Origin of the sequence: Methanobrevibacter sp., assembly GCF_045120835.1 — an archaeon.
In the GTDB taxonomy this organism is placed as follows: domain Archaea; phylum Methanobacteriota; class Methanobacteria; order Methanobacteriales; family Methanobacteriaceae; genus Methanocatella.
This window is the reverse complement of the sequence record NZ_JBGVFE010000099.1, coordinates 1-23,327: the sequence shown is the minus strand read 5'-3', so window position 1 is coordinate 23,327 and position 23,327 is coordinate 1. Positions and strand designations below refer to the sequence as shown.

20 protein-coding genes and 1 tRNA gene are annotated in these 23,327 nt (G+C 36.3%); 2 read left to right on the top strand and 19 right to left on the bottom strand.

Translation table 11 applies throughout. The features are described from left to right. From rpsK to ACJMLO_RS09065, 5 genes are all read right to left on the bottom strand, one after another. The coding region (gene rpsK, locus ACJMLO_RS09085; RefSeq protein WP_405266787.1) for a 30S ribosomal protein S11 at positions 1 to 300 on the bottom strand (300 nt) is incomplete at its 3' end. An 11-nt stretch (positions 301 to 311) separates the two neighbouring features. Beyond that, entirely contained in the window at positions 312 to 851 is a 540-nt protein-coding gene (locus ACJMLO_RS09080) for a 30S ribosomal protein S4 (protein ID WP_405296055.1), read from the bottom strand. Between the two features lie 59 nt (positions 852 to 910). Next, on the bottom strand, positions 911 to 1,360 hold the full coding sequence (locus tag ACJMLO_RS09075) for a 30S ribosomal protein S13 (protein WP_303739597.1): 450 nt from the start codon (positions 1,358 to 1,360) through the stop codon (positions 911 to 913). Positions 1,361 to 1,541: 181 nt separating this feature from the next. Beyond that, a tRNA-Ser gene (locus tag ACJMLO_RS09070) sits at positions 1,542 to 1,626 on the bottom strand. A 139-nt stretch (positions 1,627 to 1,765) separates the two neighbouring features. Further along, entirely contained in the window at positions 1,766 to 4,087 is a 2,322-nt protein-coding gene (locus tag ACJMLO_RS09065; protein ID WP_405296053.1) for a transglutaminase domain-containing protein, read from the bottom strand. A 127-nt stretch (positions 4,088 to 4,214) separates the two neighbouring features. Here ACJMLO_RS09065 and ACJMLO_RS09060 point away from each other — a divergent pair, with 127 nt between their 5' ends. Both ACJMLO_RS09060 and ACJMLO_RS09055 read left to right on the top strand, forming a co-directional pair. Continuing rightward, entirely contained in the window at positions 4,215 to 4,775 is a 561-nt protein-coding gene (locus ACJMLO_RS09060; protein ID WP_405296051.1) for a LemA family protein, read from the top strand. A gap of 11 nt (positions 4,776 to 4,786) precedes the next feature. After that, a complete protein-coding gene (locus ACJMLO_RS09055; RefSeq protein ID WP_405296049.1) occupies positions 4,787 to 6,562 on the top strand; it encodes a DUF2207 domain-containing protein in 1,776 nt (591 codons plus the stop codon). A 98-nt stretch (positions 6,563 to 6,660) separates the two neighbouring features. On the opposite strand, the gene ACJMLO_RS09050 is transcribed toward ACJMLO_RS09055, so the two are convergent. From ACJMLO_RS09050 to rpsE, 14 genes are all read right to left on the bottom strand, one after another. Beyond that, a complete protein-coding gene (locus ACJMLO_RS09050; protein ID WP_405296047.1) occupies positions 6,661 to 7,341 on the bottom strand; it encodes a TIGR00266 family protein in 681 nt (226 codons plus the stop codon). Between the two features lie 223 nt (positions 7,342 to 7,564). Then, complete coding sequence (locus ACJMLO_RS09045; protein WP_405296045.1) at positions 7,565 to 10,552, bottom strand: hypothetical protein; 2,988 nt, start codon at positions 10,550 to 10,552, stop codon at positions 7,565 to 7,567. Positions 10,553 to 10,964: 412 nt separating this feature from the next. Further along, on the bottom strand, positions 10,965 to 13,961 hold the full coding sequence (locus ACJMLO_RS09040) for a lectin like domain-containing protein (protein WP_405296043.1): 2,997 nt from the start codon (positions 13,959 to 13,961) through the stop codon (positions 10,965 to 10,967). Positions 13,962 to 14,149: 188 nt separating this feature from the next. After that, on the bottom strand, positions 14,150 to 16,606 hold the full coding sequence (locus tag ACJMLO_RS09035; RefSeq protein WP_405296041.1) for a hypothetical protein: 2,457 nt from the start codon (positions 16,604 to 16,606) through the stop codon (positions 14,150 to 14,152). A 525-nt stretch (positions 16,607 to 17,131) separates the two neighbouring features. Then, entirely contained in the window at positions 17,132 to 18,094 is a 963-nt protein-coding gene (locus tag ACJMLO_RS09030; protein ID WP_405296039.1) for an RNA-guided pseudouridylation complex pseudouridine synthase subunit Cbf5, read from the bottom strand. A gap of 67 nt (positions 18,095 to 18,161) precedes the next feature. Then, the gene (locus tag ACJMLO_RS09025) at positions 18,162 to 18,383 is read right to left on the bottom strand and encodes a 50S ribosomal protein L14e (RefSeq protein ID WP_292808846.1); all 222 of its coding nucleotides are present in this window, start codon (positions 18,381 to 18,383) and stop codon (positions 18,162 to 18,164) included. Continuing rightward, positions 18,384 to 18,905 carry a (d)CMP kinase gene (cmk, locus tag ACJMLO_RS09020; RefSeq protein ID WP_405296036.1) on the bottom strand — a complete coding sequence of 174 codons (522 nt, stop codon included), beginning with the start codon at positions 18,903 to 18,905 and terminating at the stop codon, positions 18,384 to 18,386. After that, positions 18,905 to 19,171: a 50S ribosomal protein L34e gene (locus ACJMLO_RS09015; protein WP_405296034.1), complete on the bottom strand. Its 267-nt coding sequence runs from the start codon at positions 19,169 to 19,171 to the stop codon at positions 18,905 to 18,907. The genes cmk and ACJMLO_RS09015 overlap by 1 nt, the downstream gene beginning before the upstream one ends. A 112-nt stretch (positions 19,172 to 19,283) precedes the next feature. Then, positions 19,284 to 19,862: a DUF106 domain-containing protein gene (locus ACJMLO_RS09010; RefSeq protein ID WP_405296032.1), complete on the bottom strand. Its 579-nt coding sequence runs from the start codon at positions 19,860 to 19,862 to the stop codon at positions 19,284 to 19,286. A gap of 10 nt (positions 19,863 to 19,872) precedes the next feature. Continuing rightward, positions 19,873 to 20,433, bottom strand: a complete 561-nt coding sequence (locus tag ACJMLO_RS09005; RefSeq protein WP_405296030.1) for an adenylate kinase — start codon at positions 20,431 to 20,433, stop codon at positions 19,873 to 19,875. A 41-nt stretch (positions 20,434 to 20,474) separates the two neighbouring features. Continuing rightward, positions 20,475 to 21,836, bottom strand: coding sequence for a preprotein translocase subunit SecY (gene secY, locus ACJMLO_RS09000; protein WP_405296028.1), 1,362 nt, complete (start codon positions 21,834 to 21,836; stop codon positions 20,475 to 20,477). A gap of 27 nt (positions 21,837 to 21,863) precedes the next feature. After that, the gene (locus ACJMLO_RS08995) at positions 21,864 to 22,301 is read right to left on the bottom strand and encodes an uL15m family ribosomal protein (protein ID WP_405296026.1); all 438 of its coding nucleotides are present in this window, start codon (positions 22,299 to 22,301) and stop codon (positions 21,864 to 21,866) included. 15 nt (positions 22,302 to 22,316) lie between these two features. Beyond that, positions 22,317 to 22,775: a 50S ribosomal protein L30 gene (locus ACJMLO_RS08990; protein ID WP_405296024.1), complete on the bottom strand. Its 459-nt coding sequence runs from the start codon at positions 22,773 to 22,775 to the stop codon at positions 22,317 to 22,319. 11 nt (positions 22,776 to 22,786) lie between these two features. Next, on the bottom strand, positions 22,787 to 23,327 hold a 541-nt coding region (rpsE, locus tag ACJMLO_RS08985; RefSeq protein ID WP_405296022.1), incomplete at its 5' end, for a 30S ribosomal protein S5.

The window sequence follows — 23,327 nt, the reverse complement described above, 5'->3', positions numbered from 1 at the left end:
TCTTGCTAAAGCACGAATAGTTGCTTGTGCACCAGGTCCAGGACTTCTAGGTCCATTTCCACCAGGAGCTCTTACTTTAATATGTAATCCAACAAATCCTTTTTCTTTAGCATCATCAGCTATTCTAGTTGCTGCAGCCATAGCTGCGAAAGGTGAAGCTTGTTGTCTGTCTGCACGTACAACTCTTCCACCGGACCATTGGGAAATAGTTTCAGCACCAGTAATATCTGTTACAGTAATAATAGTGTTGTTGAATGATGAGTAAATATTAGCTATACCCCATTTTTCATCTTTTGCCATAGTTACACCCTTTATTCTTCTGTATTAGCTTTATTATCCTTTGCTTTGTTGTACTCTTCAATTTGTTTTGCTACAGGTGAAGAGCGGTAAAATCCGATGTCGTTTTCTTGGCCATCCAATACTACATAGCTTGGTGAATTGATTTTTTTACCATTTAAAGCTATGTGACCGTGTACAACAAACATTCTTGCTTCTTTAGGAGTACGAGCTAAACCTTTTTTAAACACAATGGTTTGTAATCTTCTTCTTAAGATATCTTCAACATTTAAATCTAGGATATCTTCAAGAGCTGCACCTTCAGGCAAAACACCGGTTCTAGCTAAGTGTCCTAATAATTCTAATTTTTCTTCTTGCATTTGATCAGCATCGAAACCAAGTAAGTACCTTGCTTCCCTACTGTATCTTCTAACTAAAGTATCGGCTTTCCAAATTTCTTTTTTGTTTTTTAAACCGTATTTAGCCATTAATTTATTTTCATTTTTAATTCTTTCCGCATTCCAAGGATGTGGTGGTGTATTATACTTTTTCCTTGATTTTCTAGGTTGTCCCATTAAAACATCTCCTTATAAAATTGAATTTAAATAATTTAATTTATAAAAAAAGTTCTTGCCTATCCTCTTGAACGTTTTACACCAACGGTAGAACTTTTTCTGAAAGTGGATTTGGTTCTTTGACCTCTAACAGGTAAACCAACTTCATGTCTTCTACCTTTGTAGCTTCTGGTCTTTTTCATTCTGTTTAAATCATCTCTTAAAGTCATGTCAAGATCTGATTCAATCAAGTGAATGTTGTCACCAGTTTCATAGTCTTCTCTTCTGTTTAACATCCAAGCTGGAATGCCAAAGTCAAGAGGGTTTTCTAAAATTTCTTCAATTTTTAAAACATCTTCGTCAGCAATGTATCCAATTTTAGCATCTAAATCCAAGTCTAAAACGCGACAGATAGTTTTAGATAAAGAGATTCCAACACCTTTGATTTCAGTTAAAGCATGTTCAATGGTTTTGTTACCACTGACGTCTTTTCTTGAAATACGTACTAAATGTTTGAATTCGTCTTCCATTAAATAACCTCCATTTATAGAGCGAACCTACGAGACGTAAAATATAGATTCGAATGTTTTGAATTTCAAAACACAGTTTTTTTCAACAGTTATAAACTTAGCATATTGGCTAAGAGTGCAATAAATATCAGTTTAACAAGTATTTTTAAATATCAAAAAAATATAGTTAAAAACTAATAAACGCCGAGACTGGGATTTGAACCCAGGAGGGCTGAACGCCCACGAGATTTCCAGTCTCGCGCCTTACCAGGCTAGACTATCTCGGCATTGAAATAGTTAGCAATACTTGTACATCATATCATCTAGGATAATATGATAACATAATATATTTACTTTAACCTATATAAAGGTATTGATTATAACAGTGATTTTTCAAAAAAAATCGATTTTAGCATATTAATATTTTTAGAATGGCAGACTTGAATACTTGGCATGTATCCTGCAGGTCTTGGTATTCCAATTGGCAATCCTTCCCAATGAATTGCTGTCATCACTGGCATCGCCGCAAATCCAGTATTTGCCGATGTGGACCTGAGCCCATACATGACCGTAGACATGTCCGCTGTTGAATTTGCAAACCCCATGAACATATCTTGCCTTAAAGCCGGCAGTTCTCAACATACAAACCAACAAGTGTGCACTGTCAACACAATTTCCTTTTTTGGCCTTCAATGTGCCGGAAGATCCATACTTGGTATCATAATAAAAGCTGTATTTAATGTCATCCCTTACAAAATTAAATATGGCTTTAGCCTTGTCCACCTTGCTCTTCAAACCTTTTGTCAATGATTTCACTTTTGCCTTGATTTTTGCATTTCCCACTTTACAGTGGCTGGATGATTTCAAATAGGCAGATGAAGCGGACGCACTTTTCTCATTAATGCCGTTGCGGAATTTGGAAAGCTTTACCTCAATAGGTTTAACAACCTTGCTGGAAAGATGCTCATTGTTGCCGATGAACTCCGCTGAAACCTTATATTTTCCAAGCTCAACACTGGTTTTGACTGTTGCATATCCGTTTGAGGAAGTAGTTGCAGTATATGTTTTGGAGGCGAGTGTTAACTTAACGGTTCCTCTGGAAACCGGGTTTCCATTCAGATCTGTCAATAAAACCTTAAATGTCTGTGAAGAATCCTTGTATGTGGTTGCGCACTTCCAGGTGAGTCTTGAATCGCTTCTTTTGAAAACTTCTATTTCACAATTTCCTGAAGTTCCGTTCAATTTGGAATCCCCTTGAAACATATAATTGACATCATACTTTCCGATTTTAAGATTAATAGGCAAATACACCATTCCCTTTCCATCGGTTGTGAGGAAGTAAGTTTTGCCATCAACATTCAGATTCACTGTTTTTTTAACCAGAGGAACATTACCTGCAGTCAATGCAAGCTTAAATAAAGTGCCTGCACCATAACCGAAGGATTTTGTACCCTTAACTGTTAATGAAGTGTCTGAAGTGCCCAATACTGTAACATAATTGGTTGCCTTTGAAGCCTTGAAGAATTTGCTTCCGCCATAGCTGTATTCAACCTTGTAAAAACCGTTTTTTAAAGAAGGCATCTGAAGGCGGGCAATGCCCTCCCCATCGGTTTTTCTGGAATATGTCTTGCCGTCAATTCTGATTTTGATAGTCTTTCCTGAGTTTGAACTGTCTCCCAATGCGGTAGAAAGCCTAACCCCAATCTCTTTGGCATCACCCGGAAGCAGCGTATAAAACTCAGTATTCAATCTGGTGGATGCCTTTCTTTTATAAATCTTTATTTTATAAGTTTTTGACAATCCGTCCTTATTATAACAAACAATTTTATATGTTCCCTTTTTAAATTTCTTCAATGACAAGCTCACTTGCCCATAGGAATTTGTTTTGGCCCTGTGGGTTTTGCCCTTAATTTTGTATTTGACATATTTCTTAGCCAATGCCTGTCCATTGCTATTGAAAAATTTGACTGTGAACCTTTTGCCTTGCCCTTCTACCTGATTGACATTACTTGAACTTATTGTTGATAAAATTACAAATTTTGAAATTAGCCTATAACCAGTAACCGGATCAGTCGATATGATTTCATATGTGCCAGGCTTCAAATCCACAGCAATATTAACAAAGCCGTTTGCATCGGTATTTTGAACATGTTCATTTCCGGCGACATTTACGCTGACCATCCTATTTGCCAATGGATTTCCCAAACTGTCGAAGAATTGTGCTGTAAATGGAGTAGTCCCCTTGTAATATTTTGTAATGTCATTTGCCTTGACGGTGGATTGTATGTCAAGGGTTGCGGATAGGGTGCAGTTTTCATAGGAATCGTCCCCTAAAAAATTGGCATTGACTACATATCTTCCAGGAGCCAAGTCCAGTTTGAAACTTGCAACACCATTGCTGTCTGTTTTTGAGCCATAATCAACATCATTTATGCTGATGGCAATCTCCTTATCGCCAAGCAATGATGAGCTATTTAAATCCTTTAAAATTACATTGTAAGATCCCTTATAGTATATGCCTGATGTCTGTGAAGTCAATTCGGTTGTGTTTTTAGCAGTCCCGCTCAAATAATCTTCATGAAAATCAGAAAGGCTACCGCAATCATTATTTTCAATTTGAAGATTAGCATCATCACTGGAACGTGACATATTCAAATCGGTTACATCCGCATCACTTGCTTGAGCCACACCAATTGAAAATACAATGACGAAAATCAGAAAAACAGCAGAGAATACCCTTTTAAACAAAATAAATTTCCTCCATTACAAATTTCAACTTATATAATTATTTAATTAAAAAATTTTATTTAAATATTATGTTTGAATGAAAAACTTTATTTTAAATTATTTGTTAATATATAATTTAGGTGAAAAAATGAGTATCATAATAATTATAATAACTATTATCTTAGTTGTTTTTATTATTGGAACAATAATACATATGTACAACAATCTTGTTGGACTCAGAAACCGTGTAAAAAACAGTTATGCACAGATTGATGTTCAACTTAAAAGAAGAAATGATTTAATACCAAATTTAGTTGAAACCGTAAAAGGCTATGCTTCACATGAAAAAGGAGTATTGGAAGAGGTTACAAAGGCAAGAACTGGAGTTATGAATGCAAGTTCAATTGAAGAAACCAGCACAGCTGATAATCAGTTGACCGGCGCATTAAAAACTTTATTTGCAGTTGCAGAAAACTATCCTGACCTAAAGGCAAACAGTAATTTCCAGCAGCTGCAAGCTGAATTAACCGATACCGAAGATAAAATTTCCTATGCAAGACAATTCTACAATGATGTAGTTTTAAAATACAACAACACTTGCCAACAATTCCCAAGCAGCCTTTTAGCAAGACTGTTCGGATTTAAGGAAGAAACCTATTTCCAAGCACCTGAAAGTGAAACCGCAGTACCTGAAGTGAACTTTGAGTAGGTGAAAATTATATGAATGTTAAAAAAACATTTACTATAATTTTTCTTTTTTTATTGTTATTTTCAACACTATCCGGCGTTGCGGCAGATGATGATAGAAGTTACACTATCGATTGGGCACATATCGAACTGACAGTCGAAAAAAACGGCATATTGCATGTAGATGAACGTTTTGATTATTCCTTTGAGGGCAAATTCAATGGAGTATACAGGGACATTCCCCTAAAGCCTGGAGAAAGCATAGAAAATATCCAAGTGCAGGCAGATGGGGCATATCCTGTTCTGGTCGAAAGTGACGAGGACGGATATAAACATCTGAAAATCTATTTATATTCTGATGAAGCACATACCAAAAGCATCAGAGACTGTGAAGTTTCAGTCTACATCAGTTATGACATGAAGAATGTCGTTACCCTTTTCAATGATGTTGGAGGACTACAGTACAAGCTATGGGGCGAGCAATGGGATGTTGGCGTTGGCAAAATTACTGCAGAAGTGAATCTGCCTGGAGACAATGGCAATGAATACTTTTTAAACCCACAGGAGTATAACAAATCAAGCAGTCTGGACAAGGACACAATAACTGCCAAAACTACCTCAATTCCAAAGGGAGAATTTTACGAACTGCTTGTCCTGATGCCGTTGAATGATTTTGAAGATGCAACCTATGCAAAACATGCAAATCAGAACGGCAGAGACATGATTATGAAAAACCTCAATGATAGTGTGAACGGACGCAATTTCTGGAACTTCACATACCTTGTTTTAGGTTTATTGTCCCTGTTAAGTCCGATAATTGCATTCCTCATCTATATCCTATTTGGAAGGGAACCGAAAGTCGACTATGACGGAATTTATGAAAGGGAACTTCCGACCGATGACCCTCCAGAAGTTGTAAATGCAATGTATGCGACAGGAGAAATCGGAAAGCCAAATATGGATGGTTTTGAGGCAGTGATTCTGAATCTAATCGATAAGAAGATTTTAGGTATTGAAACCGTTGAAAACGAAGACACTGACACAAAGGATTTATACATCAAGTTCAAAGCAGATGCCGACAGGCTTGAACCAAACGAAAGAAAGGTTTATGACATCCTTCATAACTTCGCTTACGAAGGTACATTGAATTTGTCCAGTCTAAATTCAAGCTTATCCCATGAATCAAATGCCAAATGGTTTATGGAACAGTATGGCATATGGCAAGATGAAATCAAAAACGGTTTAGATACCAAAGTCAATGAAGAATTCAGCAGCACAGGCACCACCCTTGCAAACATACTCGGATTGGGTGGAATAGTCCTTGGTATAATCATGGCCGCTTTAGGATTCATGACCAACCTGCACAATGGAATTTATGCACTCGGCGGAGGAATATTTCTAATAATATTTTCTGCAATGATCCTGCACATGGATGATGACAAATTTGGAAAATGGACTCCTGAAGGACGTGTGAGATACCTCAAATGGAAAAACTTCAAGAATTTCTTAAAGGACAACAGTTTAATTAACGAACACCCTCCAGAATCAATAGTTATTTGGAGAAAGTATATGATTTATGGAGCCTCTCTTGGAGTAGCTGACAAGGTTTACAAGGCCATGAAACTGCAGGAGCAAAACTTCCCTAATTATTATGATGATGATGTCTTCCTGTACCACCATTTCGGAGGATACTACATGATGCATCATGCGATAATGACCGGTGAGACTGCTGCACATCCTTCATCCGATACAGGAGGCTTTGGTGGCCTCGGAGGAGGATCAGGAGGTGGAGGTGGAGGAGCGTTCTAGCTTCTTCACAAAAATTTTTTTAATGGACGATGTAATAAATACATTACATAATGATGTAAAAAAATAAAAGAAAGTTAAATGAATATAACTCTCTTTAATTATTCATTGCTTTTAGGCAAATAAGGAATTATTGCTTCAGCCAATTTGCTGAGCGGCATAGTTTGTATCCAAACTTTTCCAGGACCTGTTAATTTTGAGAAGAACAATCCTTCTCCGAATAGAATGTTTTTAGCGCCCTTTACCCTTTCAATGTCAAAACCGACAGACTCTTCCATAGCTGCAATGTGTCCCGGATCAAGCAGTAATTTTTCTCCAGGCTGCAAATTATATTCTATTACTTCCCCGTCAATTTCCAAAAATACCATTCCGTTTCCTGTAAATTTTTGAAGAATGAAACCTTCTCCACCAAATATTCCAGCGCCGAGACTTTTCTTGAAATATATGTCTAAATCTACACCCTCTTCAGCTGCCAAAAATGCATTTTTCTGACCGATGATTGTATTGGTTCCATCCAATCTGATTGGCATGATTTTTCCGGGAGTACGAGCCGCAAATCCAATTTCCTGGTTGTCTTCTTCAGCAGTGAAAAAGTTTAAAAATATTGTGTCTCCGGATAATGCTCTTCCAAGCCCTTTTAGAAGACCTCCGCCAGTATTGGTTTCCATTGTCATTCCGGAAGTCATGTAAGCCATAGCTCCGGTTTCATTTTTCATTATTTCTCCCTTTTGCAATTTGCAAACTACAAGAGGGAATGAACCTCCTCGAATTTCATATTCCATCATATCACCTTGAATATTTTATAATTATACTTTAAGGTTTATACTATAAAATTATTAAGGTTGGACCTCCTTGTCTAAAAGAAGTTCAAAGCAATATCCGATTTACAAAATCCCGGATGAAATCCGATAATTGTGAAAAATTATAAGAAGTTTAGTAAAATCTAAAATTACTATAAAAAAAAGAAAAAAAGAGTAATTAAACTCTTTTTTGAGATTTTCACTATTATTTGGCTTTAATGTTTGCATTGACAGACAGCTTATTATACAGTTTGTTTCCACCGTAAGTAATGACCGCCTTGTAAGTTCCCCTTTTCTTCAGGTTTTTGATTTTGAAGGTCGCCTTACCTTTGCTATCGGTAGTCGCCTTAAAGGTCTTGCCTTTAACTTTCAAAGTAACCCGTGCATTTTTAATTGCATTGCCATTGCTGTCCTTTAAAGTTATTTCATATTTTTTAGTTTTGACTTTCACCTTGAATGTCTTTGCCTTGGCATCCATTTTTGGATTTGCCTTTATAACTGTGACCTTAATGTCATTTGATGACTGGTCATAGACTGAATTGCCATCAAAGGTTATTTTGGCAACGTATGTGTTAGGGTCCAAAGCATTAGTTGAAACCTTAATCTGACCGCTGTTGTCTGTGTTAAATGATTTGACACCATTCAAATCAACTGTGAGTTTAGCATTGCGGACTGCATTGCCGTTGGTGTCTTTCAATGTAATTACCAAATCCCCGTTGCCGTTATAACTAACAGTGATTGGATCTCCGGTTAGCTGTGTTTTAATTTTATTAACTTCTATAGTCACATTATTGGAACTGCTTTCAACGTATTTTCCTTCACCTGCAAATGTTGCATTAACTGTGTAAATGCCAAAAGGCAAATCACTTAAAGTCAAATTGCCCTTACCATTGACAATGCCTATAAGGTACTCCTTATCATTGACATTAACTGTTAGGACATTATTAATGGCCTGATTTAAAACAAAATCAACAACAACACTATCTCCAACAGATATGGAAGAATTATCAATGCTTACAGATAAGCTGGTAGGAATCTTCTTAACTTCCAGCTGTTTAACATCCGAAGAGTTGCCTGAATGTTCATTATCCCCATCAAATATTGCCTGAACATCATAAGTGCCGTTCGCCAAATCGGAAATAGTGAAAATTCCAACACCCTTATTTACAACAACATTGTAAGAATTGGAGCCAATATTCAGCCTGATAACTCCTGTAACAGTTGAATTTATATTAACTCTAACAATAACCTCATCACCAACAAACACAGAATCCTTATTCAGACTAATGGATACTGAAGAGGATATATTATCCCCAGTGACTGTTAAATTCAATGCATTGGAAGTGGATCCATTGTATCTATCATCACCGGCAAATACTGCATTAATAATGTACTCATCTTTATTTAATCCATATAAAGTGAAACTGCCTTTACCGTTAACAAGACCTACAGTATTATTATTTCCATTAACTTTAACAGTAACAACAGCGTTTATTGACCGATTCAAATTAACGCTAACAACAGCAGAATCATGATAGCTCATGGAAGTCTTATCTATGCTAATGCTTAGACTAGTAGGTATATTGCTAACAAATAATGATTTAACCTCCGAAGTGCTAGGGGCATATTTACAATCGCCCTCAAATATTACTTCAACATCGAGAACAGCTTTAGCTAAATTAGAAACAGAATACATTCCACTGCCCTCAACAACAGCAACATCATAAAACTTATCGCCAACCCTCAATTTAACGGTACCGCTGATTTTAGGATTCATGGAAACATAAATATACGCATCATCGCCTGCAATGATTGTAGACAAGAAATCCATATAAACCTCAGTATCAATTCTTGAAACATTAAAATCCTTTGAAGATGATACGTTAGATTTATACATATAATTACCATCAAATGTGGCAATAACCGTTAAAGTATCATTATTAACTGGAGTATATACATGAGTGACCACATCAGAATTATCAACATATTCCGTGTATTTTGCGCCGTTAATGGTAAATGTCACATTACCTTTGACGACATTGCTCAATTTGGCCTTGAGTATTACTGGCTGGTTAACATAAATAACTTCATCAATATTTTCGACATTGATTGTTAAATCATTTTTAGTTACATGGACAGTTGCGCTTGTAGAATATCCAGTGTAGTTTTCATCACCTGCCAAATCGAAACTCAAGACATATTGGCCTTCATATTTATCAGCAATACTAATCTCATAACTTCTTTGAGCACGATACTTATTATAATACACGCCATTAACACAGAGAGTCAAATCACCAGTGGAATTTGTCGTAGTAACCGTAAACTCAATATCCTCACCAACATGGAAAAATTCGCTACAATTGATTTGAATAAGGGAATTATTCGGTAAAACTACAAATTTAGTGGATGCACTTACATTATTATTACAATAATCGTTGCTGAAGAACTTGACATCAACCTCCTTACTACCTCCACCCAAGCCATATAGGGAAACATTAGCCTTACCATCTGACACGGTTCCATTAAATGTTTTGCCACCAACGGTGACATTTACAGTACCATTGGCATTATTTCCAATATGAACAGTTACATAGGCAATTCTAGGATACGTAATATCCTCAACATTTACATAGATTGTAGGAGTTACTCTTGAAACAGTGAACCTAATATCATTTAATGTTAGCTCCCCATATTTATCATCACCGTAAAATAGTGCTGTGGCAACATAATTTCCCGCAGGCAATTTGGAAGCCTCAATCAGAGCCTTCACACTGCCATTGTATAATTGATGGTCGCCCGCATTAATTGAAACATTTCCATTAAAGTCATCGGCACAATCAACAACAAACAATGCATTATCAAGAGCGCTTACATTCAATGCAATGACATTGGCCCTTAACTCTTCACCAATCAAATCATCGTCAGTTATTCCTAATTTATCAGAATATGAGTTTTCAACCGTTTCCGGTGCGGAAATTTCTACATTGCCTTCTGTTGAAGCATTGTTAGTCGAATCTTTCGCACCAACATAGTTATCATCATCTATCACTTGATTATCTTCATTAATTTCCAAGTTATCCTGCAAATCTATTGCAGTTATTGCCGTATCATTTACCTCACTGGCACAAACGCTTACCATAGTGAACAGGCAAATAACTAAGCATAAGATAAGAAAGAATTTTTTGAATTTCATTTATTTTACTCCAAATTTTTTTATTTAACGTATAGATATTTTATTAAACCAAATATTTAATTATTTCCAAATGAGCAGACTTCATCACTATCACATAATATATAGTTTGCATTGTTTAAGACAATTTTAAAAAAAACCAAACAGAAAAAAGACAATAATTAAAAATCTACTTCCAAAATCTTGGATAAACATTGTGTGGAACCTCCCAATATTTGATTAAATAATAATACAAAGTTATATTAAAAGTATTACTCATAAAATTAGATAAACAATAAATAAATCCATAATCATCAATGAGTTTTAGTCAAAATACCTCACACAAGGTAAAAAAAAAACACTTATTTTTATCACCCAGTATATAGGAAGTTGTAAAAAAAAAGAAGAAAAGTAAGTAACTGGGCCAGAAGCCGAGTTACTTGATGACGATTTTAACTTTCTTGCTTACATTGTTGTAATATTTGTTTCCCTTAAAGCTAACTGTAGCTTTGAATTTACCTTTTTTAGTTAATTTCTTAATTTTAAAGGTTGCCTTACCTTTGGCGTTTGTTTTTGCCTTGAATGTCTTTTTTCCTATCTTGAGGGTGACTTTAACCTTATTGATTGGTTTTCCCATATTGTCCTTTAAGGCAATCCCATATTTTTTGACCTTTTTAGACCTTTTGAATTTTTTCACCTTGGCAGTCATTTTCGGAGTTGCCTTTTTAACCGTGATCTTGACATCTAAAGCGGATCCCGCATAGCTGCCATCTCCTCCGAATACTATTGTTGCAGTATAGGTTTTTACCTCCAGATTGTCTGTGGACAGCTTTACCTGGCCTTTTGAATCAGTGATCAGGAGTATTGTCCTTCCGTTCAACATGACTGAAACGTTCCTGCCTGATATCGGACGATTTTTTGAATCGGTCAATGTTACCGTGAGATATTTTCCGCCATTGTAAACGGTAGTCACTGAACCTGCGACAATAGTTGTATTGAGCTTTGAGGTAAATGCCTTGATGCACACGTTTGTATCGTTCATCTTTTTATAGGACAAACTTCCCAATTCCATATACAGCACGTCTGTAGCCTGTGAGATGTCATACCAGTTGATGCCGTCGGGACTTACAAATGACTGGTTTAAATCAGCATTTGTTTTGGTAATCATTGAACTGTCGGCAGTTTCAAGCGCAATCGGATAGATAAAACCCGGACAGGTCAATTTGATTGCAATCCTGAAAATGTCCTCCCTATTCAAATCCACCAAGCTGTTCAATTTGATTGTATTGTATCCCGGATTGGATATTGAACCGTTTTGGGAGTATGACATCCTATCATTAACATATATGTATGCCTCATATGTGGAATTAGGAACAAATGTGTAGAGGCTGAATGCAGCTAGCGGACTGTTATCGGTGGCCTTGAACTGATTTGCAAACCATGCGGTATCTGAGTTATATCCCATGCTGATGAGAGTTCCCTTAGTGTCGTATTGGTAATTGTGGTTATAGTTGTCGGTGCCCTCGACATTGACAATTGCATAAGCAATGGATTCCGTTGAAAGTGTCATGTCATAGTAGGAAATCCAATTGTATCCCTCACCTTCCAGAAACACTGTCTCATATAGGTTTTTATCAAAGAACTCTTCTCCAAAGCTGTTCCTTATCAGGAATGCCCCATCCGGAAGGCCTTCTGCAAAACTTGATCCAGGATAATTGTCGTCCCAGCCTACAATTGAAACAAGATGGTTCGAATATCTTGGAAGTAGATTGATTGGAGAGTCAATGGATTCAATATATGTTCCGTTTTGACAGGTAACATCCGGATCATAGTATTTGTAGCCTATTACAACAGGCCCATATTCCAGAATCGCAAGCTTAAGCTGAGTAATGTCCCCGCAGGTTATGTACAATACATCCTGCAGGTGTCCCATGACCGCCAGGTTGTCCGGTGAGATTTTTGATGAGTCATCGAAAGGGTCATCGCTTGAATTTACCGGTCCCGACCAGCGGGCCCAATATGCAACCGATTTTGCAGTTCCCCCTCCTTTGGCTACGGTCCAGCCATCCTTTCCGTAAGGCCCCATAATGTTTATGAGATTGTTTTCAGAAAACGCATAATCTCCACCATAATGGCTTTTGAAGTAGTATTCAATAATTGAAGTTGCAGAAAATGCCCAGCATCCACCTGAAATGCCCTGGTCCTGAATCGGCTTGAATTGCTCTTCGACTGTACCATTATCTTTAGTTACTGTTCTCAAATCCAATGAAGTTGAAATTGTAGTGTTTTCATCAAATATCTTGTCATAGACCAGCGGCCAGAACAGGGCATATATCACACTTTCATTTCCGGATTCGATTGTGTTGTTTACAAATGTGTTGTTGAATGAATTGACAATGCCGTTGTTTGTAAAGACTGTATCTTCAATGTAGTTTTTGGTTTTCTGGCGGTTTTCTTCAATTTGGGAGTTCCTGATGTTTAACCTTCCATAATTGTATATTGAGCTTCCATATCCGAAATCCCCCTCAATGGAATTGTTCCTGATTAATGTGTTGGTGATGTTGTTTTCAAATGCAAAATAGGCAATGGCTCCTCCGAAAGGATATTTCCCATTGACCCTGTTGTTTGTTATTTCACAATTATCCAGAGAGGTTAGGGAATAGTAGGCATATAGTGCACCTGCGGACTTCTCCGCTTCGTTTTTATCAAAGGTACAATTTTCAAAAATGGAGATTGAATACTGCAGCATGATGCCTGCTCCCTGAGAAGCCTTATTGCATGTGAATGTGACATTTTCAAATATGATTTCAGACAAATATCCTTCAAAAGCCCCTCCACTTGTTTTTGCAGTATTATTTTCAAAATTACAATTAGTTATTTCATTGTTGTATGAATCCCCTTTTAAATAAACCGCCCCTCCTGAAATCAGAGCGGAATTGTTAATGAAACTGGAATTGATGATGCTTAAATTATTGTGGCTGCAGTATACGGCAGCCCCATAGCTTACTCCGCCTGCATTAACGAAAGTGATGTTTTTCAAAGTCACATTGTCGGATGTTATGTTGAATATTCTTGACTGTCCCTTAGCATCCAGAACATACCCGTTTCCATTGATTGTGATTGGCTTGGAAATTCTCACCCCCTCGGTTGAACCGTCAGCATACTGATAATCCTTTGAAAGATTTAAAACTCCCCCTTCTCCAATATTATTTATTTGATTCTGCAATTCGGAAAAACTGCCTGAAGAAGAAACTCCGACTGTAATTTCCTGATTGTCAAATGTTACAATACCATCATTATCCTCAACGGTTAACAATTCACATTGCTGTTGGCTTGCGGTAGTCGTTTCATTGATATCGCCAGCCGCCACCCCAGCTATTGTGAACAGACAAATCAGTAAACAAATGAACATTAATCCTTGTTTATATTTCATATCATTGCCCCAATCTTTATTAGTTAGTTTAACTATGTTTAACTTTCATATTAAATATTTCGACAAGCACTTCCGTTGCTTCATTACTTATTTCTGCAACTCTAAAAACCGGTTGAAGTATGAAAGAGTTGAATTTTGGACGGTTAATCTAGAAAAAAAGAAAAGGAAAGCAGATGTTGGTGAAACATCTACTTTATAGTGATTTTAACAGTCTTGGTTGCCTTGTTGTAGTACTGGTCGCCATAAAACTTGACCTTGGCATTGTATTTGCCAGGTTTGTTTCTTAGGACCTTGAATGTGGCCTTACCCTTGTTGTTTGTTTTTGCATAGTTTTTCTTCTTGTCAGATTTGGACTTTTTCTTAGATTTCTTCTTGGATTGTTTTACAATTTTTTTGACAATCAAGCGGACCTTGGCGTTTTTGATTGGTTTACCGGTATTGTCTTTTAATGTTATTGTGAATTTCTTGGTTTTTGATTTTACCTTGTAGGTTTTCTTTTTGGCAGTTAGTTTAGGAGTTGCTTTGTTGATGATGACTTTATAATCACTTGAAGATTCAGTGTAGTTGTTGTTTCCGGCAAAAGTGATTTTTGCAGTATATGTTTTAGGAGACAAACCAGTAGTTGAGATATTTATCTCACCATTACTGTTTGTAGTGTATGTTTTAGGGCCGTTTAAATCAACTGATATGACAGCACCACCAATCGGATTACCATTAATGTCAGTTAATCTAACAATCATAAAACCATCAATATTATAGGTTACAGTTATATCCTGTGAGTTTATTTTTACAGGTGCTTTTCTGATTTTAACAACTACAGTATCATTAACACTACCGGTATAATTTTCAGTAGCATTATATGTTACATTGACAGTGTAACCGTTTTCATTGGCAGGCAAACCAGCAAATGAAATATTTTCTTCAACACCAGCATTAAGAGTTAGAATTTGAGATTGATCACCAATTTTTACAACATAAAACCCTCCTACATTAGATTTTACATAAACAACAACACTACCCGGATATGTAGTATTATGGGTCTGTACTTCTATTTTTGGTGTTGCTTTATAGACAATTACTTTAACAGTGTCATTGACTACGGCAGTGCAATTTTCATGATCCAAATTAGTTACATTGACAATATACCCATTTTCATTGGCAGGTAAACCTGTGAATGTTATATTTTTAACCTGATTTGCAGTAAGATTAACATTTTGAGTCACACCACCTACACTAACAGCATACTCACCACCAACATCAGATTTTACATAAACAACAATATTACCGGGATATGTTGTATTATGTGCTTGTACTTCTATTTTTGGTGTTGCTTTGTTGATGGTTAAATTTATTTTTTTGGAATTTGCAGTTAATCCTGAATATGTGACATTTAACAGTGCAGTATAATTGCCTGCGGCCAAATCAAATTTTATATTAAATCCACTCAAACCATGTTTTCTCAAAATTTCACTACCATTATTATAAAAAATAATACACTCAACATCAATAAAATCTACATTCCACCCCTTTTGATTTATTAACTTAATTAGCAATTCCTGATTAGAATAATATTTAGAAATATGATCCATCATATCAAAACTAGGCACTAACTCAGTACATTCACCATGTTCATCACCATTGCAATTTTTATAATAACAAAACTGCATAGCATATCCATATAGGTCCTTGTTATAATTAAATGTGCAGTTTACAGCAGAACCCTCCGCCATAGCACCACCATAATTATTTGCAGTGTTATAATTAAATGTGCAGTTTACAGCAGAACCCCTCCTCATAGCACCACCCTCCCGATTTGCAGTGTTATGATTAAATGTGCAGTTTACAGCAGAACCACTATCCATAGCACCACCACTCGCTGCATTGTTATGATTAAATGTGCAGTTTACAGCAGAACCACCCCTCATAGCACCACCCCAGTCATTTGCGGTGTTATGATTAAATGTGCAGTTTACAGCAGAACCATCCGCCATAGCACCACCAGAATCACTTGCATTGTTATGATTAAATGTGCAGTTTACAGCAGAACCACCATACATAGCACTACCATCCCAATTTGCAGTGTTATTATTAAATGTGCAGTTTACAGCAGAACCACCATACATAGCACCACCCCGATATGCGTGATTGTGTGTGAATGTGCAGTTTATTGCTTTGCAGTTTCCATTGATAGCACCACCATAATCATTCCATTTGTCGCGTGCGTTTCCATTTTTGAAAGTTATGTTGTAGAATATTACGTTTCCATTTTTTATTTGGAAGATTCGGGCGGTATTGTTGGCGTCTATTGTGTGTCCGTTTCCGTAGATGTTTACGTCACGGTCAATGATGATTCCTTTTGTAAAATTATCGTCACCTTTGGAATACTTGTAGCTGCTGTTTAAATAAATGTTTTTATCTTTTTTGCCATTGATTGTTTCATTCAACTGTGCAAATGTTTGCTCATCTGCGGTTAAGATTTCATTTTCCTCAAAAGAGGCCAACTTTGTGTCCTCTTCCATGCTTATTACATCATCTATATCCTCACTGGATATTGCTGTATAATTGGCGTCACTGGCGCTTACAGCGGCAATGCCCAACATGATAAAAACAGTCAAAGCAAGCAGGATTATGCTTTTGTACTTCATGATTTCTTATTGACTCCCTGATTAATAATATAAAATGTTCTATGCTAAACAAACAAAATTAAAAAAAATGAATATTTATATGCATATGATAAAAAAATCTATCATTAAATATATAAAAATATGCCTATTTGATTGTTCTAAGACATACAAACAAATTTTTATAAGTCCTTCCGAGTTTTTGTTGAAAATATGTGTGCAATATATTATATTCCAAGATGAAAAAGCACAATTTACTTACATTCAGCATTAAGGATATTGCATACTTGCCTTCCGAAGTGTTGAAATATTAATCAAACATGAAATCAGGAAAAGCAGTTGCGAAGGAATGGTCGAGTTCATGATGGTTAATCTATGTGAAAAAAGAGTAACAGGAAAAATCCTGTTACATCTGATGGTCATAACCTAGATAACTACAGCAGAGCTTATATAATTCCCTGAATTCGAATTTGGACATATCATGTCCTTTAGGTAATCGAAGCTCATAAACTATTATATGACCTTCATTATATAAAAGTTGGGAGGTTCTCACCAAAATCTTGGATAAGTATCTGGTTTCATGAATACTTTAGAAACATTTACCGCAAAACCTGAATCAGCTTCTAAAATCTCATTAGATGTCAATAATGAATGACCTGCCCCAACCAACTCCCCTTTGAGAGTTTCAATTGCTACAATGTCGTTTTTCTGAATATTGTCTGCCAAACTACAAATACCGCCATTTGCCAAATCAGCACCATGGCAAACCGCATCTACGGCCGAGTCCTTGATAATGATTTTCGGCAAGTAATCTGCAGCCCTTTCCATCGGCATGATGGCCTCACGCAAGAATGATTCATCACCATCCTCTTTCCAGAAATGGTATGCATCAGTAACGTCCTGCAAGGTCACTAACCTATTTTTCTCATTGAAAGAACCTACCTGTGTTCTTCTAAGCTCTGCCATATGAGCCCCAACGCCTAATGCCTCACCTATATTGTGACAATATGTCCTAACATAGGTTCCCGCTTCACAGCCTATTCTGAAAAGAACATCACGCCCTTCGATTTCATAGATTGTTGAATAATAGATGTTACGGGTTCTCATTTCACGCTTTACCGCTGATTTAACGGGAGGCAGTTGGAAAATCTTGCCGGTAAATTCCGCAAACACTTCACGGATTCGGTCTTCTGAAACATCCTGATGGAATGTCAAAAGACAAACATACTCCTTAGGAGCTGTTAAAAGAAGTTGTATTGCACGGGTAGCATCATTCAATCCAACAGGCAAAATTCCGGTTACCTTAGGATCCAATGTTCCACCATGACCTGATTTTTCCAAGTCCAAAATGCGTTTAATCCATGAGTCTATTTCATGGGAAGTCGGTCCGGAAGGCTTATCCAGATTGATTACTCCTTTGGAGATGTAATCCATAATCTCCCTGTCTTCAGGTTTGCAGCCGAATTCAGGAGAAGTAAAGCTCTTTGACTTTTCAACCATGTTAAACTTCATGAAAAAAACCTTAAAAAATAGTAAATAAAAAAAGTTATGAATAATTTTACCAATTATTCATTCAGATTTATAAGTCAGCTAAAGCTGCTTTAATAGAGTCGATATCGCCTGAAACGTCGATAGTTTCTTCGGTTGGTTCTAAGTGAGCAATGTTACATCTTCTGTTTTTGACTGCTTCACCAACAACTTCCACAAAGTTTTCATCGATAATTTCAACGATTGCACATTTTTCGCCAGCTTCTCTACCGGCGATTTTTACACATACTCTACCTACTTCGATTGATGCCATTTATATCACCTTTAATGTTTGAATAATGATTTCTGATACGTTTTCAGGATTGAAAGTACCAGTGTTTATAATTATGTCATAGATATCCATATTGGAAATGTCAATGTTATGGATTTCCATGTATCTTAAGGCTTCGCTTTTTTCACGAGTAATAATCTCCTGTTTGGCCACTTCAACGGATTTGTCTTCCCTGTCGGAAATTCTATTTGATCGAACATCAAATGGTGTTACCAACCAAACCCTCAAATCAGCATTGTCAACAAAGTATGCAGACAATCTTCCTTCAACGATCAGATTATCCGCCTGTTTGGCCTTTTCAGCTTGCCTTTTGTCAATTTCTTTATCAATATCATCATTACCTTCAGCAAACTCACTGAATTCAAGAACACTCATTCCCCTTTCCGCAGCCATTTCTCTGAAAACAGAACCTGCAGAGATATATGGAATATCCAACTTTTCTGAGAGGCCCTCAGCAGTAGTTGTTGTTCCAGTTCCAGCCAATCCACCAACAGTAATAATCATTATTTTCTAGCCTCGTTTTTGAAATATTTACGGGCACAGCTTGAGCATAAGTACCCACCGAAAGGACGGTTAGGTCTTTTAGCTGTTTTTGATAATTTTCCAATTTCATATGGACGTCCACGAGGAACTCCATGTAACACTTGACCACACTCAGCACAAACATGCTTAGATGGTTTTTTCTTTTTATATCTTAAAACATTCCTTCCACCAGGAGTGTTTGTATGAACTCTTTTATATGATCTTGATCTAAACCTATTTGCAGGCATTTAATCACCTTTATAATAATTTTTAAATAATAATTGTGTAATAGCGTATTCAAAATAGAATAATATAATATCTATTTTTCATTATTAATAAATGTATGGTAAAAGGGTTAATTTAGAACCCTTGTTTGAATCCTAAGAATTTTCTTAGTATCTGACTCATACCGAATGTACAAATCATATACCACAATAACCAACCAATACCATATGGAATTGTAGCTTTCCCACCATACAAGAAACCGCCAAGGAAATGCCAGAATGGAGTTATTGTAACCCAATAAACTGAAGGAGGCAATGTAATTACCAGACCGCTGATTGCAGATGATCTCATCCAGAAGAAAATCAGGATAATCGGAACAAAAGTTACAATCATCGGTTTGAATGAGTTGGTCATCATCTTACTCTGGTCCTGCATCATTTCAGTCTGCTTAGCCTGAAGTTCTGCGACCTTCTTTCCATCACCTTTCTTTTGAGCCTCACGTAATTCTTTCTGGAAAGCTTTGTTTCTTGCTTGAATTTCATTCATCTCATCCTGGTCAACCAAATATTTGTTTGCAATAGTTGTTATCAGTGAAACAATGAATGCAACAATTAATACGGTTAATGCAGGATTAGTTGGATTTGGGTCCAAAGCTAAAATAGGATTAAATATAGTATTCAAAGCACCAATAATAATTCCAAAAGGATCTGCCATGATTATACCCCTATAAATTTAATACATTTACCAATTTCTTAACAGAAGAATCTAAATGATTGTCATGATTTTCAACAATTTTGACAGTGGCTCCAGTTAATGTAGCGTAAGCCATGGAAGTGGCTCTGTTCATTTGTTGATGCAGTTCAATCTCTTTTGCTTTTTGAAGGTCTCTTTCACGAGAATCATCATTTAATCTTCTATACATAATCTCATCAGGATTTGCTTCAACTAGAATAAACTGATCCGGTTGCAATTGTTCCAATACCCATATTGGCAATCCCGGCAAGAATCCTGCAGGAGTATTGATAGTACAATGAGTATCTACAATCACATTGTCATTTTCAGCCCTTGATTTAATTTCACTGGCTGCTTTAGCTTGAATCTTCTTTTGAGTTTCAGCGGGCAATTTTCTTAAAGCGTCCCTATCATTCACTATTTTTTCTTTAATAGCAATTTCAGTCATTATGTCCCCATAGTTTAAGTGAACATAATCCACTTCTTCTAAAGCTTTACCGAGTAAAGTTGTACTTCCAGAACCTGGAATTCCTGTTAATACTACTAATTTCACTTTAATCCCTCACTTTTTAAAAGAGAAAAATAGGAGAAAGATTAGTCTCCTCCTAAAACTTTCCTAAGAATTGGGTTAGCAGACATGAGTTGTTCCTCTGCCATTTCTTCATATAACTTATGGAGAATACCTACGGTAAGCAATACTCCGGTACCTCCACCTAAAGCACCAGTTAAATCTGCAAGGAAAGCGATAAGTCCTACATAAATACCACTGATAATGGTAAGTGCAGGAATATATTTTTTCAAAATCTTATACAATTGACGTTTACTGCTTCTAAAACCAGGTATCTGAATACCTGAACTGTGTAATTGTTCTGAAATCTTTTTAGCGTTTAAACCACTAATTTCAACCCATAAATATGAGAATAGTATACAGCATGCAATAAAGAATATTGCATATACTAAAACGTGTAACGGTTCAGTTACAAACATTTGGTAGTTAGGTGTTGACAATAGCCAAGCAATTCCGTCAACTGCCTTACCCTTATCGGTGTGGCCTAAAATCGGAATTCCAATCTTTTGGAAAAGATTAGCAAAGAGTGTTACGTTTACAAGCAATGCACTTGTTAAAATAACCGGCATGTTACTTGAGTAAACGAATTTTAATGGATATTTACCAACAGATCCCCTAATTCTTCCGTGACCTCTTACACTACCGTGAGAAATTGGAATTTCAACTCTCATTGCTTCACCATAAAGAACAACTAGGAATACAACAATAGTTGCAAATAATGGGACCAAATTAGCAAGGTCAGGTGTACCTGCAGCAAGTTGTTGGATAAATTTAGGGATAATACCTGCGAGATAGCCGTCGGTACCTTGCAAGATACTGAATGAACCAACCATAATTGTTTGACATACACCGGCGGCAATGAATAAACCGATTCCACTACCGAATCCCCATTTTGATACAACTTCATCAAGGTAGATAATTACCAATGCACCGATAACAAGTTGTAAAATCAATATCAATGTGTATGAATTATCAATAGGGACTAAATTTCCAGTAAGCACTAATACACTAGCCTCAAATACTGTAAATACAATGGACAATACTTTTTGAGTAGCTTGGAAATGAGATTTATCTTTATGGGATGAAAGATCCAAATCTAAGAGATTTGAACCGACTAATAATTGTAAAACAATAGAAGCGGTAACAATCGGACCAATTCCTAATGTGAGAATTGAACCAAAACTTCCTGCCATAACTGCTCTTAATGCGGCAAAGCTATCTATAGCATTAGGTGCCAAACCGTATAACGGTATTTGAGATAATATATAGTATAATACTAAGATAAGAGCAGTCCATTTAAGTTTTTCATTGAAGTCTTCTCTGTGAACAGGAGATTTGACTTCAGGAATAAATCTAAATATTGGCTCTAAAACTTCTAAAGATGACATATTATTCCCCTAACAAAAGAAAAAGAGCTATAAGATTATAGCTTCTCCTCCTAATTCTTCAATTTTTTCAATAGCAGATGCTGAGAATTGAGGTGCTGAAATTTTATAAGCTTTAGTGATTTTACCTTTTGCTAAAACTTTGTCATAACCTAATTCAGTCACATCTATAACAATAGCATCACCATCTTTGGATGCTTTACCCTGTGCGATTAATTTGTCAGCTTGTTCTTCCAAGTAATTCAAATTAACAGCACTGATTTTTTTAATCATTTTTTGAGGTCTTTTGAAACCATGTTTACCAAAGTGATCAGGATCGTGGATTACAGTCCAGGTCCAGTGTTGTTTACCCATACCTGCTTTTCCTTTTCCACCTTTGTTACCTGCACCTCTACGTTTTTTGGTACATCCTCCACCGTTGGATCTAGAACCTCTTTGTTTATTAATTTTACGTTTTGTTCTAATCATACTATACACCTGAGTTTAAAGCATTCTTTTTGCAAGATCTTTAATTTCTTCTCCCCTGTAACCTAAAGATCCACCTTCGTTTACAGATAAACGGATATCTTCGTAACCTTTTCTTGGAGGGTGTAAACGGAATACAGGTTTAATGCCTACATCAGCTAATTTAACTTTAGAATCGATTAAAGCTTTAGCCAATTCTTCAATATTACTGTAATCAGAATTTTCAGCGACATACTCATCTGTAACTTTTACATTTCCAGGGAGTCTTCCTCTTTTAGCAATGATTGCTGCTAAAGTTTCAGCGTCAATTTCTCCCCAGGTGATGTAATCCTTAGCTTTTTGAAGCATACCTTCATAACTAGGGTTTTCTTCAACGATTACTGCATGGCTGATTCTGTTAAGTCTTAACATGTCTAAGGTGTCTGCAATATTTTGAATGACACCAGTAGTTCCTCTAACTCTAATAACTAAAAACATACTATCACCAATTAGTAGTTAACTCCCATTTTCTTGAGATCTTCATTGCTTGCTTTAACATTACTTAACTCTTTTAAAGCATCGAATACAGCATTAGCGAAGTTAACTGTGGTTTGAGTTTGTCCGAAAGTTTGTGACCATACATCGTGAACACCAGCGAGTTTTAGGATAGTTTTACCAACATCTCCAACTACTAAACCTACACCTGCAGGTGCCGGCATTAAAGTAACACTTACACTACTGGTTTTACCGGTTACTTTAAATGGAACTGTGTGTTCTCTTCCACAAACACAACCCCAGTCTCCACAACCTCTTCTTACTTTAATAATGTTGTATTTAGCGTTGTCTACAGCTTTTCTAATAGCTGGACCGACCTCTTTAGCTTTACCTTGGCCTAATCCAACATAACCATCTTTGTTACCTACAGCAACAATTACTCTGAAATTAACTTTTCTACCAGATTTATGCATCCTTTGAACTAAGTTAACATCCATTACTTCTTCTTCTAAATCTGGAATTAAGGCATCAACTATTTCTAATTCCATAATTGGA